At 69.7% G+C, this 15349-nt stretch carries 18 protein-coding genes and 1 pseudogene; 7 read left to right on the top strand and 12 right to left on the bottom strand.

From position 1 onward, the window contains the following. Positions 1–153: 153 nt before the first annotated feature. On the bottom strand, positions 154–771 hold the full coding sequence (locus AC068D_RS11155) for a TetR/AcrR family transcriptional regulator (RefSeq protein ID WP_478822702.1): 618 nt from the start codon (positions 769–771) through the stop codon (positions 154–156). Between the two features lie 71 nt (positions 772–842). Here AC068D_RS11155 and AC068D_RS11150 point away from each other — a divergent pair, with 71 nt between their 5' ends. Then, the gene (locus tag AC068D_RS11150; RefSeq protein WP_478822701.1) at positions 843–1319 is read left to right on the top strand and encodes a DUF1453 domain-containing protein; all 477 of its coding nucleotides are present in this window, start codon (positions 843–845) and stop codon (positions 1317–1319) included. A 61-nt stretch (positions 1320–1380) separates the two neighbouring features. Here the strand turns inward: AC068D_RS11150 and AC068D_RS11145 are convergent. From AC068D_RS11145 to mshA, 3 genes and pseudogenes are all read right to left on the bottom strand, one after another. Continuing rightward, positions 1381–1773, bottom strand: a pseudogene (locus AC068D_RS11145) (transposase family protein); the annotation flags it as partial. Between the two features lie 74 nt (positions 1774–1847). Then, complete coding sequence (locus tag AC068D_RS11140) at positions 1848–2348, bottom strand: type III secretion system chaperone family protein (RefSeq protein ID WP_478822700.1); 501 nt, start codon at positions 2346–2348, stop codon at positions 1848–1850. Next, on the bottom strand, positions 2341–3684 hold the full coding sequence (mshA, locus tag AC068D_RS11135; protein WP_478822699.1) for a D-inositol-3-phosphate glycosyltransferase: 1344 nt from the start codon (positions 3682–3684) through the stop codon (positions 2341–2343). The genes AC068D_RS11140 and mshA overlap by 8 nt, the downstream gene beginning before the upstream one ends. Positions 3685–4033: 349 nt before the next feature. Between mshA and AC068D_RS11130 the strand changes: the two genes are divergently transcribed. The 3 genes from AC068D_RS11130 to AC068D_RS11120 all read left to right on the top strand — a co-directional run bounded on the left by AC068D_RS11130 (position 4034) and on the right by AC068D_RS11120 (position 7854). Next, the gene (locus tag AC068D_RS11130; RefSeq protein WP_478822698.1) at positions 4034–4855 is read left to right on the top strand and encodes a class I SAM-dependent methyltransferase; all 822 of its coding nucleotides are present in this window, start codon (positions 4034–4036) and stop codon (positions 4853–4855) included. Between the two features lie 189 nt (positions 4856–5044). Next, complete coding sequence (locus AC068D_RS11125; protein ID WP_478822697.1) at positions 5045–6130, top strand: C40 family peptidase; 1086 nt, start codon at positions 5045–5047, stop codon at positions 6128–6130. A gap of 434 nt (positions 6131–6564) precedes the next feature. After that, positions 6565–7854: a PP2C family protein-serine/threonine phosphatase gene (locus AC068D_RS11120; RefSeq protein WP_478822696.1), complete on the top strand. Its 1290-nt coding sequence runs from the start codon at positions 6565–6567 to the stop codon at positions 7852–7854. A gap of 127 nt (positions 7855–7981) precedes the next feature. On the opposite strand, the gene AC068D_RS11115 is transcribed toward AC068D_RS11120, so the two are convergent. From AC068D_RS11115 to AC068D_RS11090, 6 genes are all read right to left on the bottom strand, one after another. Beyond that, positions 7982–8320 (bottom strand): DUF2516 family protein, encoded by a 339-nt coding sequence (locus AC068D_RS11115; RefSeq protein WP_478822695.1) that lies wholly within the window; start codon positions 8318–8320, stop codon positions 7982–7984. Between the two features lie 135 nt (positions 8321–8455). Further along, positions 8456–9088: a hypothetical protein gene (locus AC068D_RS11110; RefSeq protein WP_478822694.1), complete on the bottom strand. Its 633-nt coding sequence runs from the start codon at positions 9086–9088 to the stop codon at positions 8456–8458. A 26-nt stretch (positions 9089–9114) separates the two neighbouring features. Further along, positions 9115–9561, bottom strand: coding sequence for a helix-turn-helix domain-containing protein (locus tag AC068D_RS11105; protein WP_478822693.1), 447 nt, complete (start codon positions 9559–9561; stop codon positions 9115–9117). A 137-nt stretch (positions 9562–9698) separates the two neighbouring features. Further along, complete coding sequence (locus tag AC068D_RS11100) at positions 9699–10367, bottom strand: class I SAM-dependent methyltransferase (protein WP_478822692.1); 669 nt, start codon at positions 10365–10367, stop codon at positions 9699–9701. Between the two features lie 129 nt (positions 10368–10496). Next, entirely contained in the window at positions 10497–11672 is a 1176-nt protein-coding gene (locus AC068D_RS11095; RefSeq protein ID WP_478822691.1) for an RNA polymerase sigma factor, read from the bottom strand. Then, positions 11669–12076 (bottom strand): YciI family protein, encoded by a 408-nt coding sequence (locus tag AC068D_RS11090; RefSeq protein ID WP_478822690.1) that lies wholly within the window; start codon positions 12074–12076, stop codon positions 11669–11671. The genes AC068D_RS11095 and AC068D_RS11090 overlap by 4 nt, the downstream gene beginning before the upstream one ends. A 437-nt stretch (positions 12077–12513) precedes the next feature. Between AC068D_RS11090 and AC068D_RS11085 the strand changes: the two genes are divergently transcribed. The 3 genes from AC068D_RS11085 (at position 12514) to AC068D_RS11075 (ending at position 14233) form a co-directional block, all read left to right on the top strand. Next, complete coding sequence (locus AC068D_RS11085; protein WP_478822689.1) at positions 12514–12978, top strand: phosphotransferase; 465 nt, start codon at positions 12514–12516, stop codon at positions 12976–12978. Further along, on the top strand, positions 12975–13478 hold the full coding sequence (locus AC068D_RS11080; protein WP_478822688.1) for a hypothetical protein: 504 nt from the start codon (positions 12975–12977) through the stop codon (positions 13476–13478). Before AC068D_RS11085 ends, AC068D_RS11080 begins: the two co-directional genes overlap by 4 nt. A 134-nt stretch (positions 13479–13612) precedes the next feature. Continuing rightward, positions 13613–14233: a phosphotransferase gene (locus AC068D_RS11075; RefSeq protein WP_478822687.1), complete on the top strand. Its 621-nt coding sequence runs from the start codon at positions 13613–13615 to the stop codon at positions 14231–14233. A gap of 66 nt (positions 14234–14299) precedes the next feature. Here AC068D_RS11075 and AC068D_RS11070 read toward each other — a convergent pair whose 3' ends face one another. Continuing rightward, the gene (locus AC068D_RS11070) at positions 14300–14821 is read right to left on the bottom strand and encodes an HAD domain-containing protein (RefSeq protein ID WP_478822686.1); all 522 of its coding nucleotides are present in this window, start codon (positions 14819–14821) and stop codon (positions 14300–14302) included. Between the two features lie 133 nt (positions 14822–14954). Beyond that, positions 14955–15329 (bottom strand): VOC family protein, encoded by a 375-nt coding sequence (locus AC068D_RS11065; protein WP_478822685.1) that lies wholly within the window; start codon positions 15327–15329, stop codon positions 14955–14957. Between the last annotated feature and the right edge of the window lie 20 nt (positions 15330–15349).

Genomic DNA, 15349 nt, shown 5'->3' with positions numbered 1-15349 from the left:
CCTGCGCTGCGCTGCGCCGGCCGGGTCGATGTGGAGACTGCGGACTTCCACCTGCACAACCGGCAGGGTGGCGCACCGCGAGGAAGTGCCGGCGGGGTGATCGGTGAGTTTGATATCTCCGAGGTCTGCGCGCTGAACGCGCTGGCCAGGACGTCAGCTGTGGGCTTTGAGGGTGTCCAGGTGCCGTCGCAGTACCTGCCGGAGCAGCTTCGGCGGATAGCGGTCCGGCAGCAGCGTCGCCTGCAGATTGAGTCCGTCGAGGAGGGCGGCCAGTCGCGTGCTTTCCAGTTCGACGTCCATGCCGGCCGGCAGCCCGCCGGCGCACCGCGCCTCGTGCAGCACGCGCGACATCAGAGTGTGCAGGTCGGCGTGCATCTCGGCTGCGCAGGGCCGCAGTTCCGGGCGGGTGTGTGCTGCGGCGGTGAAGGAGAACCAGAGTGCGGACTCCTGGCGGCGGGCCTCGTCCAGCGGGAGGAACTCAGCCAGGAGCTCTTCTGTTGCGGCCCGGCGGTCGGTGCGGCTGTCGGGATCCAGGAGCCGCTCGGCGTGGGTGCGGATGCGGTCGCTGATGCGCTGGCTCAGCTCCCTCATCGTGAAGGTCATCAACTCGTCGTGGTCGGCGAAGTAGTGGCGGACCGAGCCGATGGCGAGTCCGGCTTCATCGGCGACGTTGCGCAGCGACGCATGCTCCAGCCCACGACGGGCGGCGACGGACAGGACGGCCTGCGCCACCGCCCTGCGGCGGGCCACGGGATCGACGATCTTCGGCACATTGCCATTATAGCACGCCTGAGCTAACATCTTTTTAGCTCAGTCATGCCATAAAGATGGGTGGTATCTGCGTGAACCCCTTGGTACTTGCCGCGATCATCGCGGTGGTCGTGATCGCGGTCGTGATCAAACGGATGATCGGTGAACCGGTCAATGCAAGGGAACTCTTCGCGGCCCCGGCGATCCTGACCGGGATTGGCATCCTGTCCCTCGTCAAGATGACGGATCTGACCGGCACCGACCTCACCTGGGCCATCACGGGCGCAGCCCTCGGCGCGGCACTCGGCGCACTCCGCGGCGCCACCGTTCAACTCGTCGACAAGGGAGGCGTCCTGTGGCAGCGGTACACGGGCCGCACCTTCCTCGCCGTGATCGGCACCCTGGCGGTCACAGCCGGCTTCAGTGTCCTGGCGGTGAAGATGGGCATGCATCAGAATGCACGCCCCCTCCAGCTCTCCATCGGCGTGAGCTTCCTCGGCGAGTCCCTCATGGTCGGTCGCCGCGGCATGGCTTCGGGAATCCCGTTCGCCCCGGCACGTACTCGCTGACTCATGGCCAAACCCCGCGCCCGCACATCCCGGAACCGCTCGGCTGGCACCGTCCGACAGGTCATGAGCGGAGCCAGAGGCGGATGGCAGCACCGGTAACAGTGCCGTGGAAGATGTACGCCCGCTTGTCGAATCGGGTGGCTACAGCGCGGAAGCCCTTGAGTGCGTTGAGCGTTCGCTCGACTTCGTTGCGGCGCTTGCAGAGCGCCTCGTGGAAGCCGACGGGCCGGCCGTCCGCGCTACCACGGCGCTGGCGGTTGGCCCGCTGATCCTTGTGCTCAGGAATCGTGTGCTTGATCCGGCGATGCCGCAGACAGCGGCGATTCCAGCGGGACGAGTACGCCTTGTCACCACTCGGGTGATCGGGGCGCGTGCGCGGATGACCGCCGGCCGGACGTGGGGCACGGATGCCGGCCGGACCGCCGTCGTCGTGTTCCGCATCGCCGTGGCGACCGTTCCGTCACCAGTGGGCCCGCGTCGTCCGGGTGCCCCCGCCGCGGCCTCGGCGAAGCCCGGATGCGCCGGGCGCTACTCCGCGGAGCCCTTGGTCAGATGGGTGAACGCGTCCAGGTTCCGTGTGGACTCGCCGCGCGACACCCGCCAGGCGTACTCCTTGCGGATCGCGCTTGCGAAGCCAAGCTCCAGAAGGGAGTTGAAGCCGCCGTCCGCCGCCTCCAGGACGGTCCCCAACAGCCGGTCGAGCTCCTCCGGGGTGACGACCGCCAGCGGCAGCCGCCCGACCAGGTAGATGTCCCCGAGCGGGTCGACGGCGTAACTCACCCCGTACAACCGGAGATTGCGCTCCAGCAGCCAGCGGTGCACACCGGCCTCGTTCTCGTCCGGATGCCGGATGACGAAGGCGTTGATGGACAGCGAGTGCTTGCCGACGAGCAGCGAGCACGTCGTCGACAGCTTGCGGGTGCCGGGGAGTTTGACGACGTACGAGCCCGGAGCAGGGCTCTCCCACTCCAGCTCGGCGTCCTTCAGGTACGCCTCGACGACCCCGAGGATCTCCGGTACGTCAGCCATGGTGGGAGCGTACGTGACGGCGGTGCTCATGCATGGCCGCGGTGTACACGTCCGCCGTCGCTGAGGCCGCCGTGTCCCAGCCGAAGCGACGGGCGTGGAGCGCCGCAGCGTCGCCCATACGGCTCGTCAGTTCCGGGTCCTCGACGAAGCGGCGCAGGGCCCGGGCGTAGTCGGCAGGATCGTGTCCCGCCACCAGGAAGCCGGTCCTCCCGTCCTCCACCGCCACGGGAAGGCCGCCGACGGAGGCCGCGACCACCGGGGTTCCCGCCGCCTGGGCCTCGATGGCGACCAGCCCGAAGGACTCACTGTACGACGGCATGACCAGCACGGAAGCCGCCCGGAACCAGTCCGCGAGGCGGTTCTGTGTGACCGGCGGCCGGAACCGCACGACATCGGCGATACCGAGCCGGGCCGCCAGTTTCTGCAGGCCCTCCGGCTTGGCGAGGCCGCTGCCGCTGGGGCCACCGACGATCGGCACGACCATGCGCCGACGCAGAGACGGATCCTGCGCCAGCAGCAGCGCGACCGCGCGCAGCAGTACGTCGGGAGCCTTCAGCGGTTGTATACGGCCGGCGAAGAGCGGGATCACGGCGTCCTGCGGCAGACCGAGGCGGGCACGGGCGGCGGCCCGTCCGTCGGCGACCCGGAAGCGCTCCAGGTTCACCCCGGGATGGACGACGGCGACCTTGCCGGGGTCGGCGTCGTAGTGGCGCACCAGCTCGCCGGCCTCCTCCGTGGTGTTGGCGATCAGCCGGTCGGCGGCGGCGACGATCTGTGTCTCCCCGATGACACGGGCCGCGGGCTCGGGGGTGTCGCCCTCGGCGAGCGCGGCGTTCTTGACCTTGGCCATGGTGTGCATGGCGTGGACGAGGGGGACGCCCCAGCGCTCGGCGGCGAGCCAGCCGACATGGCCGGACAGCCAGTAGTGCGAGTGGACCAGGTCGTAGTGGCCGGGCCGGTGCCCCGCCCAGGCCTGCATCACACCGTGGGTGAAGGCGCACAGCTGGGCCGGGAGCTCCTCCTTGGCGAGGCCCTCGTAGGGCCCGGCGTCCACATGCCTGACGAGCACACCGGGTGCGAGTTCGACGACCCGGGCCAGTCCGCCCGTGGTCGCCCGGGTGAAGATCTCCACCTCGATGTTGATGGCGGCGAGGCGCTTGGCCAGTTCCACGATGTAGACGTTCATACCGCCGGCATCGCCCGTGCCCGGCTGGTGCAGCGGGGAGGTGTGCACGCTGAGCATGGCTATACGGCGCGGCCTGCGGGGGTGGCCGGGAAGCCGCAGCCGTGGCGGAACCGCCAGGGTTCCGGCGAGCCGGGACCGGTACTGGCTCACGTGGACGGTCCTCTCCGGTGGGGGCTGGGACGATATCGGGCATGCCTGAGGAGGGCCTGCCGTGCCCTTCAAGGCCGTCAACAGCGGAACTGACCCTTTCATTTCCCCTTTGCCGAATCATTGCCGAGCATGCCGAGCACATGCTGGGTGCCGGACGGGGCTGAGTGCCGGACGAGGGCTGGGCCCCGCCACCGGCGGTCCGGGCGCCGTGCCCGGGTACGGGGGGGGACCCCACGAGATGGGGACGAGCCCCCGGCGGCCCTCCCCCTGCCGGGCCACCACCAGGACGGGCCTCCCTCACCGATGGTGGGCCGGACCGGGGGTCCTGCACTCGCTTACCCTCGTTCCCATGCCCCCGCGCGCCACCCCGCCCCCGACCCGCCCCGTGGGCGCTGTGACCCGTGGCACCACCAATCCGAACCGGCTGCGCCGCATGGACCGCTGGATCGCCGCCGTGCACGGCCCGGCCCTGCGCCGCTCGGCGGCCGCACCGGTTGCGGTGGATCTGGGCTACGGGGCCGCCCCCTGGACCGCGGTCGAGCTGATGCAGCGGCTGCGCACCGCGGACCCGCGCACCGAAGTCGTCGGCATCGAGATCGAGCCCGCCCGGGTCGCGGCGGCGCGCCCCTACGAGCGCGACGGGCTGCGCTTCCTGCACGGCGGCTTCGAGATCCCGCTGGCGGAGCGGCCCGTGCTCATCCGGGCGGCGAATGTGCTGCGGCAGTACGACGAGGACGAGGTCGCCGACGTGTGGCGGCGGCTGTGCGGGCGTCTCGCGCCGGGCGGGCTGCTGGTCGAGGGGACGTGCGACGAGATAGGCCGCCGGCATGTCTGGGTGGCGCTGGGCCCCGAAGGGCCGCGGACCGTCACCTTCGCCACCCGGCTCGGCTCCCTGGAGCGGCCCTCGGACCTGGCGGAGCGGCTGCCCAAGGCGCTCATCCACCGCAATGTGCCGGGCGAGCCCGTGCACGCGTTCCTGCGGGACTTCGACCGGGCGTGGGCGGCGTCGGCCCCGTACGCCTCGCTGGGCGCGCGGCAGCGGTGGATCAGAACGGTGGCGGACCTGTCCGCGGACTGGCCGCTGACCGGGGCGGGTACGGATGGGCTGCGACGGTGGCGGCAGGGCGAAGTCACGGTGGACTGGCCCGCCCTGGCACCCAATTCCGGCTGAGCGCGGGGCGATTCGGACGCGTGGGGAACGTGCGGCCGGGCTCGTTCGTCTCTGACAGGTGGATGTGATCACAGGAGCGACCCTGTCGCTTTCGCGCCGTGCGTGGCACCATCACGTCGGTGAGCTAAGTTACTGACGGTAAATCACATTCCGTGTGACACATGTGCCGGTTTGTCCGAGGGGGAGCTTGTGAACCGACGCCGCTGTGCCGCCGCAGCGATCACCGTGGTCTGCGCCGTGACACTGCTCGCCGTTCCCGGGCAGGCCTTCGCGGCCCCTTCGGCACCTCTGGCCCCCGCCGCTCCGGCCGCACCGGAGCCGCCCGTTCGGCCGCAGCCGAAGAAGACCCTCGAAGAGATCCGCCTGGAACTCGAGGGGCTCTACGCCAAGGCGGCGTCCGCCACCGATGCGTACAACCTGGCCGAGGAGCGCACCAAGAAGCAGTCGGCCGAGATCGTGCGGCTGGCCCGGGAGATCGTCAAGGGCCAGGACAGGATCGCCGACCTCAAGAGCCGGGCGGGCGCTGCGGCCCGCGCCCAGTACCGGGGCGGTGGTCTGCCCCCCGAGGCCCAGCTGATGCTCACGGACGACCCGGAGCTCTTCCTCGACGGCGTGAGCCGCTTCAAGCAGGGCCAGAAGGCGACCAGGGATCTCATCGGCGAACTGCAGCAGTCCCAGGACGACTTGGCGGCCTACACCAAGGAGGCCGGCGCCCAGTGGACCAAGCTGGAGGCCAATCGGGTCAAGCAGGCGAAGGCCAAGAAGGAGATCAACGCCCAGATCGCCGCCGCGAAGAAGATCGAGTCGCAGCTGGAGAAGGCGGAGCGGGAGCGGCTGCTCCAGCTGGAGCGTGATGCGGCGTACCGGGCACAGACGACCTGGCTGAACTCCGGCGTCCTGAAGGGAGTCGGCGGCAATGCGAGCGCACAGGGCAGGAAGGCCATCGCCTTCGCCACCGCCCAGATCGGCAAGCCGTACGAGTGGGGCGCCGAAGGCCCCGGCTCCTACGACTGCTCCGGGCTGACCTCGCAGGCCTGGTCGGCGGCGGGAACGGCGATTCCGCGCACTTCCCAGGAGCAGTGGCGCCTGCTGCCCCGCATCGACATCAAGGACATGCGCCCCGGCGACCTGATCATCTACCACGCCGACGCCAGCCATGTGGGCATGTACGTGGGTGACGGGGCGATCGTGCACGCGCCGCGCCCCGGGCGGCACGTGACCCTTGCGGGGGCGGGTTCGATGAAGATCCTCGGGGTCGTACGCCCGGACAGATAAGCTTCTTTGCGCGCTGTTTGTGCCGTAAGCCCGCAATCGGAACCGGAGATGAGCCGGGTGGCGGCGGGACCGGCGGACACGTGCACACGAACCGGCATGAATCGCAGCCCGGGCGATGAATGCACTCGGGCGGCGACCCGGCCGTACACCCCGGGGAGCAGTCCCGGACATACCCACCCAAACACGTGACCCGGACCACGTAAAGGCAGTTGGGGTGAGGCGGGTCACGGCGTCCGTCGTGACCCGCCTCACCAGTAACGCGTGACGTTCGTCATCACCCTCGGGGCAACTACCTCCCGATGCGCGGCATATGCCATCCGATCTTCTTGTCATGCCATTCCGCTGCACCGGCCCGGCCCGCTATGGTCCCCGTCTGGGCGGGACGTCGATCGTCGTCCCGCCGCGCCCTCGGGGGGAGGGAAGGAAACGAACCGATGCCCGTACCCGTTCCGCGCCAGCGGACCGGCTCTCACGTTGCCGTACCGGCCACCGCCGTACAGCCGCGCGCCACGGACGTCGCTGCAGCCACCGTCACCGAGACGGCGGGCGGCGGCGATCTCACCCTGCTCGTGATCGAGGACGATCCCGCGGGCACCTTCACCGTCCCCGAACTGCTGGACGCCGCCGGGACGCGCGTACGCATCCGTACCGCCCGCAACCTCACCGAGGCCGAGCGCCTCCTCACGGACGACGTCCACTGCATCCTCGTCGACCTCGCGCTGCCCTGCCGGGTACCCAACGGCGACAACGCGGACGAGCTCGCCGTACTGCGGCACGTGCTGCGCCTCGCGCCGCGCCACGCCGTACTGGCGCTGACCGCCGGAGCGGACTCCGAGCGGGCGGCCGAGGCGGTACGGGTCGGGGCACAGGACTTCCTGCTCCGCGACGAGCTGGACGGCCGGCTGCTGAGCCGCGCCATCCGGTACGCCGTCGAACGCAAGCGGGCGGACACCGCGCAGGTGAAACTCGCCGAGTCCCGGCTCCGGGCGCAGGAGAACGCCCGCCTGGAACGTGGCCTGCTGCCCACACCCCTGCTCCAGGGCTCGGACCTGCGATTCGCGGCCCGCTACCGGCCGGGGCGCTCCCGTGCCCTGCTCGGCGGCGATTTCTACGACACGGTGCGCACCCCGGACGGCACCGTCCACGCGATGATCGGCGACGTCTGCGGCCACGGCCCGGACGAGGCGGCCCTGGGTGTCGAGCTGCGCATCGCCTGGCGCGCGCTGACGTTCGCGGGCATGTGCGGCGACGAGCTGCTCTCCACGCTCCAGCAGGTACTGGAGCACGAGCGGGAGAGTGAGGAGATCTTCGCGACCCTCTGCACGGTCGACATAGCGCCCGACGGCCGCAGGGCCGGCCTGTGCCTGGCCGGCCACCCCTCACCGCTGATCGCCCGCACGGGCCAGCCCGCTCAGCTGCTGCCGTACGAGAACAGCGGCCCGGCGCTGGGTCTGCTGCCGAACGCCCGCTGGCCGCGCCGCCAGGTCGAGCTGGGCGGGTCATGGAGCCTGATGATGTACACGGACGGGCTCATCGAGGGCCGCACCTCCCCGGGCGGGGACCGGCTGGGCCAGGACGGCATGGTCGAGATGATCAACCGCCGGCTGGCGGCGGGACTGCGCGGCGAGGCACTGCTGGAGGCCGCGGTGACCGAGGTGCGGGAGCTGAACGGCGGCGATCTGACGGACGACCTGGCGGTACTGCTGCTCGACCGGATCCGCTGACGGTCCGCCTGCCCCGGCCGGGGCCGATGACGGTCCGCCGGTCGGGCCGGGGCCGATGACGGTCCGCCGGCTGTCCGCCCGGCCCCTGACCGGACCGCTCCACCCGGAGCGCTCCCGCGGCGGACGCCTAACGCCCGCCGTTGTAGGGGCCGTACGGTCCATCGCTGCTGGACCCGCCGCGGCGTCCGCGGCCACCCGAGACCTGATGGAGCGCGGGCCGCACGTCGACCAGGAAGACGATCGTCGCGACCAGACCGGCGATCTGCAGGAACAGGTACGGCACAAAGAGGTTCACCGCGACCGTGACACCCAGCATGATCAGCCAGAACATCTTGGTCTGCTTGTCCGCTGCCCGGTAGGCGTCCTCACGCGCGAACGCCGCGATGCCCAGCGCGACCACGGCGAGCACCAGCATCGCCAGGTTGATGAACAAGAAGAGCGCATCGTCGAAATGGTCGAGCAACATGCCGAGCACCGCCTATTCAGTGATGTGGAGCGCCTCGCGGCCAACGTACTCCGACAACGGACCGGGCACAGGGGAAGGTGCCCCGGTGCGCCCGGCCCGTGACGGTCGTGGCTCGCCCACCGCTCTCCGGGGCCGCTACTTCCCGGTGGAGGGGCTGCTCTTCTTGGCTGCAGGCTTGCGGGCCGGAGCCTTGCGCGGAGCCGGAGTGGCGGCCTCGGGCGCACCCTCCGTCGTGGACTTCGCCGGGGAGCTCTTCACCGAGGTGCCGTTCGCCTTGGCCTCGGACTCCTTGGACGCTTCCGGCGTGGGCTCGGCCTTGGGCTCCACGGCGATCGCGATGTCGGCGATCTCCTCCGCGGCCTCGCCCCGCCAGGCCTTCACGGTCTGCTCGCCGTGCTCGGCGACCTTCTCGTACGTCTCACGGGCCCGGACCGCGTACTCGGCGGCGACACCCACACTGCGCAGCGCCAGGTCCTGGGCGGACTCCCCGAGCTTCTTCAGGTCGGTGTCGAGGTTCCCGAGCACCTCGGTGACCTTGGCCTGAACGGTGGCCTGGGCCTCCTTGGCCTGGGCGGTCACCTTCGCCTGCACGGCCTTCGGGTCGACCTCCCGCACCGCCTCGATCCGCGCGGGCGCCTCGGCCCGCAGCTGCTCGATCAGCGCAGGCACCTTCTTGGCCTGCTGCACGGCGAGGTCGGCCGTACCGGCCGCGAAGTAGAGGGGGGTGGGGTCGGTGAAGGTCTTACGCAGGTCATCAGTGATGGCCATGACTGTGGTCCTCCCGGATCGCAGAGTCAGAGTTCAGGTTCACGTACGGGTGCTGCGGGTCCATCGACACCACCCGCGCCGGCCGTGCGGGGGCCGTCATCGGCGGTGTCCTTATCCGTATCGGCGTCGAAGCCGTTCTCCTTGCGGAACGATTCGTAGATCTGCAGCAGAACCTGCTTCTGCCGCTCGTTGATCGACGGGTCGGCGAGGATGACGGCCCGCGTCTCCAGCTCGTCCCGCTCGCGCTCGTCCAGAATTCCGGCCCGTACGTACAGCGTCTCGGCCGAGATCCGCAGCGCCTTCGCAACCTGCTGCAGCACCTCGGCGCTCGGCTTGCGCAGCCCGCGCTCGATCTGACTGAGGTACGGATTCGACACCCCGGCGGCGTCGGCGAGCTGCCGCAGCGACAGCTGCGCGTTGCGCCGCTGCTCGCGGAGGTACTCACCGAGATTGCCGACGTTGAGTGATGCCATACCCCGATACTGCGACACTCACGCTAACTTTTGCAAGCACCTGCTTGCAAAAGTGCATCTCATCACTCTGTGCGACGACGGATGATCCCGCGAAACCACCCGGCACAGGACCCTGCGCCCCCTCCGACGCCGGATTCTCAGCCGGGCTGCTTGGCCATGACGACAAGACCTGGCCCTGTCTGCTCATCTGCAGGAAGCCGAAGTTCGGCGACCGGGCGCAGTCCTGCCTGCTCGATCAGGTCCACGAGTTGTTCCGGCCGCCATTTGTGTGTCGTCCAACGAACGGGTACACCTCCGTAGGCCTCGGTGCGCACCGCGTCTTCGTCGCCGACGTGTGTCGCGGTGATGAAGTGTCCGCCCGGCTTCAGGGCGCGCGCGAACAGGGCGAGAACCTGAGGAAGGACGTCACGGGGGAGGTTGAACAGTGACCACCACCCGAGTACGCCGCCGAGGGACGCTTCTCCGAGGTCGAGGTCGGTGGCCGAGGCGACGCTGAAGCGGCACTGCGGATGAAGACGGCGCGCGTTTTCGATCATGCGAGGTGAGAGATCGACTCCGGACACGTCGAGTCCGCGTTCAGCGAGGTAGGCGGTCACCGTTCCGGGTCCGCAGCCGACGTCGAGGACAGGCCCGAGTTCGCTCACCGCGTCGGCGAAGGCGTCGATCGATGCCTTGAGCCATGGATGCCTGCGGATGTCGCCGACACCCGTCGTCACCACCATGTGGGCGTAGTTGTCGGCCACGCGGTCATAGGACTCACGGACCACGTCGAGATCGGCCGGGCGGTCTATCGGGTGGGTGCGCATCAGCCGACGATAGTGCGCGCCGGCCTGCCGATGGGCTCTCGCAGTCAACTGTCACCGGTTCCCCGTGGAACCCAGCCGGCCGGTGACCGTGCGCCACCAGCACGACGGCGCCACCGACGGGTTCGCCGCTCAACTGCGCAGCTGCGCGTTGAGCCGGGCGGCCTGTCGCATGAGGTGGTCGCGTTCGGGGATGTTGGGCGCTGATCGGGCGGCTTGGGCGTAGAGCCGTGCTGCGGTCACCGGATCACCATCACGCTCGTGCAGGTATGCCACGACGGCGGCGTGCCGTGGCAGGGAGGGGTCGAGCCCCGCCAGGGCGGCCAGCCCGGCCCGCGGGCCGTCGGCCTCGCCCACCGCGACGGCCCGGTTGAGGCGGGCCACCGGGCTGTCGGTGAGGCGCACCAGTTCGTCGTACCACTCGACGATCTGCACCCAGTCGGTCTCCTCGGCCGTCCGGGCGTCGGCGTGGAGCGCGGCGATGGCCGCCTGGGCCTGGAATTCGCCCAGACGGTCGCGGGCGAGGGCGGTCTGGAGCATCTCGACGCCCTCGGCGATCAGTTGGGTGTTCCACAGGCTGCGGTCCTGCTCGGCGAGCGGCACGAGCCTGCTGTCGGGGCCGGTCCGTGCCGGGCGCCGGGCGTGGTGCAGCAGCATGAGCGCCAGCAGGCCCGTGACCTCCTCGTGGTTGGTCCTGGCCGCCAGTTGGCGAGTGAGCCGGATCGCCTCGGCGGCGAGGTCGACGTCGCCGGAGTAGCCCTCGTTGAAGACCAGGTAGAGCACACGCAGCACCGTGGCGACGTCACCGGGCTGGTCGAACCGGACGCCGGAGACGGTCCGCTTGGCCCTGCTGATCCGCTGGGCCATGGTCGCCTCCGGCACAAGGTAGGCCTGCGCGATCTGGCGCGTGGTCAGACCGCCGACCGCGCGCAGCGTGAGCGCGACGGCCGAGGCCGGTGTCAGGGACGGGTGCGCGCACAGAAAGTACAGCTGAAGCGTGTCGTCCACCGCCTCGCCCGGATCGGGCCTGGGCTCGGCCTCGACCAGCTCCTCCCGCCGCCGCCGGGAGGTATCGGCGCGGACGGCGTCGAGGAACTTGCGCCAGGCCACCGTGACCAGCCAGCCCTTGGGGTCCCGCACGGGGTGTCCGCTGCTCGAAGAGCTGGGGGAGGAGTCGTCCGGCCACCCGCGCACGGCCTCGACCAGGGCGTCCTGCACGGCGTCCTCGGCCGCCGCGAAGTCGGCTCCGCGACGGACGAGAACACCGATCACCGCGGGCACCAGCTCCCGGAGCAGCGCATCGTTCACTCGGTGGCCGTGCACTGCTCGGCGTAGAACGGGCGCACCTCGAGCCACTCGTGGATCGGCTTCCCACCCGCACCCGGAGCCGCGGACAGCTCGCCGGCCAGCTCGAGCGCGCGTTCGTAGGTCTCGACGTCGATCACCATCCAGCCGGCGATCAGGTCCTTGGTCTCCGCGAACGGGCCGTCGGTGACCGGCGGCCGCCCCTCACCGTCGTAGCGGACAAACGTGCCCTCCGGGGAGAGTGCCTGACTGTCGACGAACTCGCCGGTGCCCTCGAGCCGAGCGGCGAAGTCACGCATGTACTGCACGTGGGCCGAAACCTCCTCCGGCTCCCACTGGTCCATCGGCACGTCGTTGACCGATGCCGGCGTGCCCCGGTAGTGCTTGAGCAGCAGGTACTTGGCCATCATGTTCTCCTTGGTGACGTACGGCCCATTGTGGCCGTGTCCGCTCCTGGGACGGAGCCGCGCGCAGGTTCTCGACATCCCCTCGCGAAATTTTCCGGCGGACTTCGAAGACTCCGCGCTTCGGCCGGCTCACGCTCGTCAGCGACTCACCCCCTTGTGCCACCCCGCAGCGCCATGACACCGGTCCCGCCAGGCCCACCCCACCAGGATCGCGAGGAAACGCCGGGCCGATCGGTGGATTCTCGCGGTGCACACCCCCAGAGGCGGCTGCCTGCGGTTGAGCGGGACAGGGGAGCCCGCTCGTCCCACTCAACCGTGAGCACCGCAGGTCAGAGCCCCACCAAGCCCACAGTTGTCTGGGACAGGCCAGCTGCTGCCCGATGCCGAGGACGGAAATCCACCGGCTTCCCGCTCCACCCCGCGATGAGACTTCCGGCGTGGCGCTTCATGAGAACGAGATCCCGGTCGACGAGACGCTTGTCCGGTCGCTGCTGAAGGCACAGCAGCCGGAATGGGCTGACCTGCCGTTGTCGCCCGCAGGTGCGGGCACGGACAACACCATGTACCGGCTGGGCGATGACCTGCTCGTGCGACTTCCACGAACCGCCGGCAACGGACGGGCCGTGCGGAAGGAGCAGACATGGCTTCCTCGCCTGGCGCCCTTCCTCACCTGTCGGATTCCCGAGCCCGTCCACGCCGGGACGCCCACCGACGCCTTTCCCCTTCTCTGGTCGGTCTACCGCTTGGCTTTGTTCACGAGAACCGACAGCAGGTGTTCAGCACTTCGGGAGGCACCATGGGTCAGCGGCCGTTCGATGTCCTGCCGAGGCATGCCAGCTGCTGGCCCAGTGGAGTATTCGGTTGTTCGTGAAGGGCTGAGCCTGCGACGGTCACCGGCATGACCGTGTTTTTGGGAGACAAGCTCCGGTTCGCTGCAGAGGTCGGTGAGCCAGGCCCACTGTGCCGTGTCGACCTCTGGGCAGCTGGAAAGTGGCTGACCTGCGACGACAACATGGCTTACGTCCCGCAGTTCCGCCGCGACGTGCTGCACACTGCCGCCTGGCTGCGGTCGGGCAAGGGTTCTCCCCTGCCGTTCGTCGGCTTGTCCGCTGAAGCCACTCACCGGCGCCTCACGCACCGCGCAGGGGACGACGCCGAGCCCGAGGCCGATTACCGACTGCACGGCCGGTTCCGGGCCTTGCTCTGGGGGCCCACCACCGACAATGTGACGGCCTACCTGTTCAGGGAAGAGGACCGCCTGGTGATCACGCTGGATTTCTGGCGTGAGGAACACCTGATCAACCACCCCGAAGACGTCGGTGCGGTTTTCGTGGTCGAAGCCCCGGCCGAGGAGTTCGTCGGGATCCTTGAGGGCGTTGCAGCTGCGCTCGACGCCAGCTAGAGCAACGGCCCCGGCGGCGCTGAGCCGAGCGGAGGCTCAAGTCGGCTTCCCGGCAATGTCACGAGGCGCAAGCAGTTCGATTCCGGGACTCACTCACTGCCTCCCGAAGTGGTGAACATCTGCTGTCGGTTCTCATGTACAAAGCCAACCGCTGGATCGACGGTGACGAAGCCGGCCCGGACACCGTCAAGGACTGGGCCGCCTTCGGAACCGACCTGGCAGCGGTCGTGAGGGAGCTCCACAGCGTCGACCTCATGGGAGCGACTCGCGCGGATGACCTCAGCTGGTACCGCGGAGGCGACCTGGGGCCGTGCGACCAGTGGATCAGTGGATGCCTCGACGACTGCCGGGCCACCGTGGGTGCGGAGATCGACGTCGACGCTCTGGAACAGTTGTGGCGAGCCGCACTCGCGCTGCCCGGGCCCTGCGGACCTCAGGTGTGGCTCCACGGCGACCTCAAGCCGACGAACCTCTTGGTCCGGGAGGGCAAGCTCCACGCTGTCATCGACTTCGGAGGACTCTCCGTCGGGCGTCCCGACGCCGAGCACTCCACGGTCTGGGACCTGCCGCCCCAGGCACGACAGGCCTACTGGGACACCTTGGACCTCGACGATCCGACCTGGGCCCGCGCCCGCGCCTGGGCTGTCGCGGTGGGCGTCAGCGGAATCTCCTACTACTGGCACACCTTCCCCGCATTCGTCGCCGAATGCCGAGCACGACTTCAGGCGATCCTCACCGACGCCGCTGCGCGTTGAGCCGCCTTCCCGGTCCACGGGCAGGGTCCGGTTCGACCACGGAGAGCGCCGGCCCCGGCCCGGCGGTCAATGCGTGCTCAGCCATTCCGCGAGACTCATGAAGTCCCTGTCCGTGAGGCCGTGGCAGGGATCGACACGGTGGAGGAGCGCTCGCCCTCCGTGGTGCGCGGCCACCCAGGCCCGATCGGTATCGGTGACCTCATCGTCCACCCAGACGAAGGAGCGGCCGGCTGCCCAGTCGACAAGAGAACGCGTCTTCCAGTGGAGCCCGCCTCGCTCCTCCTCGTCGGAGTCCTCCGGCAGGGCCAACACGGGCAGGGCAGGCAGACCGAGCCACGGCGATACGCACTCGTTCGCATCGGTCGTCCATGTCGTCGCCCACACCAGCTCGCACCCCAGCGCGGCAAGTCGAGGCCCATGCGCAGGATTGACCCTGGCCAGCAGCGGATTCCCGGCGACCGCCTGCTTCCCGGAGCTCGAGCGATACGTCGGATACCCGTCCGGATACTGCTGCGGCGTCGCCCCGAACGGAATGAGGGGGCCGTCAACATCAAGAAAGAGAAGTGGACGCTGCTCCGGACCGGTCACGACCTCACGATAGCCGTCCGGCCGGGCGAGAGCGGAGGGTCGCGCTCCGGCCGGACCGCGGGCACCAGCCGCACATGGCTCGGCACCACCGTCGAGTCCGCAGCCGCAAGGAGCACAGCCTGCTGGTCCTCCATCAGCCTCTGACGATGCAGAAGGGGTGCCCGGCCGGATCGGTGAGGACGCGCCATCTGTCCTCGTGCGGCTGGTTGTCCGGCTTGCCCGCGCCAAGCTCCAGCAGCCTGGCCTCGGCCTCGTCCAGGTCCAGGCCCTCGACCGTGAAGCAGAAGTGAAGCTGCTGGGGAACGGTCTGGTCGGGCCAGCTCGGAGCCCGGTATTCGTCGACACGTTGAAAGCCGATGAGGAGTCCGTCCTCATGGGTGAGACTGGCGAAGTCGGCGTGGGACTTCGGGTGGGGTTCGAGGCCGGTGGCCTGCTGATAGAACGCCGCGAGGGCCAACGGATCGGGGCAGTCGAGTGTTATCGCGCTCAACTTCATCTGCAGGGACATGGCGCCTCCGGGCCCATCGG

The organism is Streptomyces sp. NPDC043861 (assembly GCF_056435905.1).
This window is presented reverse-complemented; position numbering and strand designations above follow the sequence as displayed.

Bases quoted from the DNA above. Each gene is read 5' to 3' on its own strand.
- AC068D_RS11140 (WP_478822700.1), bottom strand. From the start codon at position 2,348: ATGGCTGACGTACCGGAGATCCTCGGGGTCGTCGAGGCGTACCTGAAG.
- AC068D_RS11130 (WP_478822698.1), top strand. From the start codon at position 4,034: ATGCCCCCGCGCGCCACCCCGCCCCCGACCCGCCCCGTGGGCGCTGTG.
- AC068D_RS11120 (WP_478822696.1), top strand. From the start codon at position 6,565: ATGCCCGTACCCGTTCCGCGCCAGCGGACCGGCTCTCACGTTGCCGTA.
- AC068D_RS11115 (WP_478822695.1), bottom strand. From the start codon at position 8,320: ATGTTGCTCGACCATTTCGACGATGCGCTCTTCTTGTTCATCAACCTG.
- AC068D_RS11110 (WP_478822694.1), bottom strand. From the start codon at position 9,088: ATGGCCATCACTGATGACCTGCGTAAGACCTTCACCGACCCCACCCCC.
- AC068D_RS11105 (WP_478822693.1), bottom strand. From the start codon at position 9,561: ATGGCATCACTCAACGTCGGCAATCTCGGTGAGTACCTCCGCGAGCAG.
- AC068D_RS11100 (WP_478822692.1), bottom strand. From the start codon at position 10,367: ATGCGCACCCACCCGATAGACCGCCCGGCCGATCTCGACGTGGTCCGT.
- AC068D_RS11090 (WP_478822690.1), bottom strand. From the start codon at position 12,076: ATGGCCAAGTACCTGCTGCTCAAGCACTACCGGGGCACGCCGGCATCG.
- AC068D_RS11080 (WP_478822688.1), top strand. From the start codon at position 12,975: ATGACCGTGTTTTTGGGAGACAAGCTCCGGTTCGCTGCAGAGGTCGGT.
- AC068D_RS11075 (WP_478822687.1), top strand. From the start codon at position 13,613: ATGTACAAAGCCAACCGCTGGATCGACGGTGACGAAGCCGGCCCGGAC.
- AC068D_RS11065 (WP_478822685.1), bottom strand. From the start codon at position 15,329: ATGTCCCTGCAGATGAAGTTGAGCGCGATAACACTCGACTGCCCCGAT.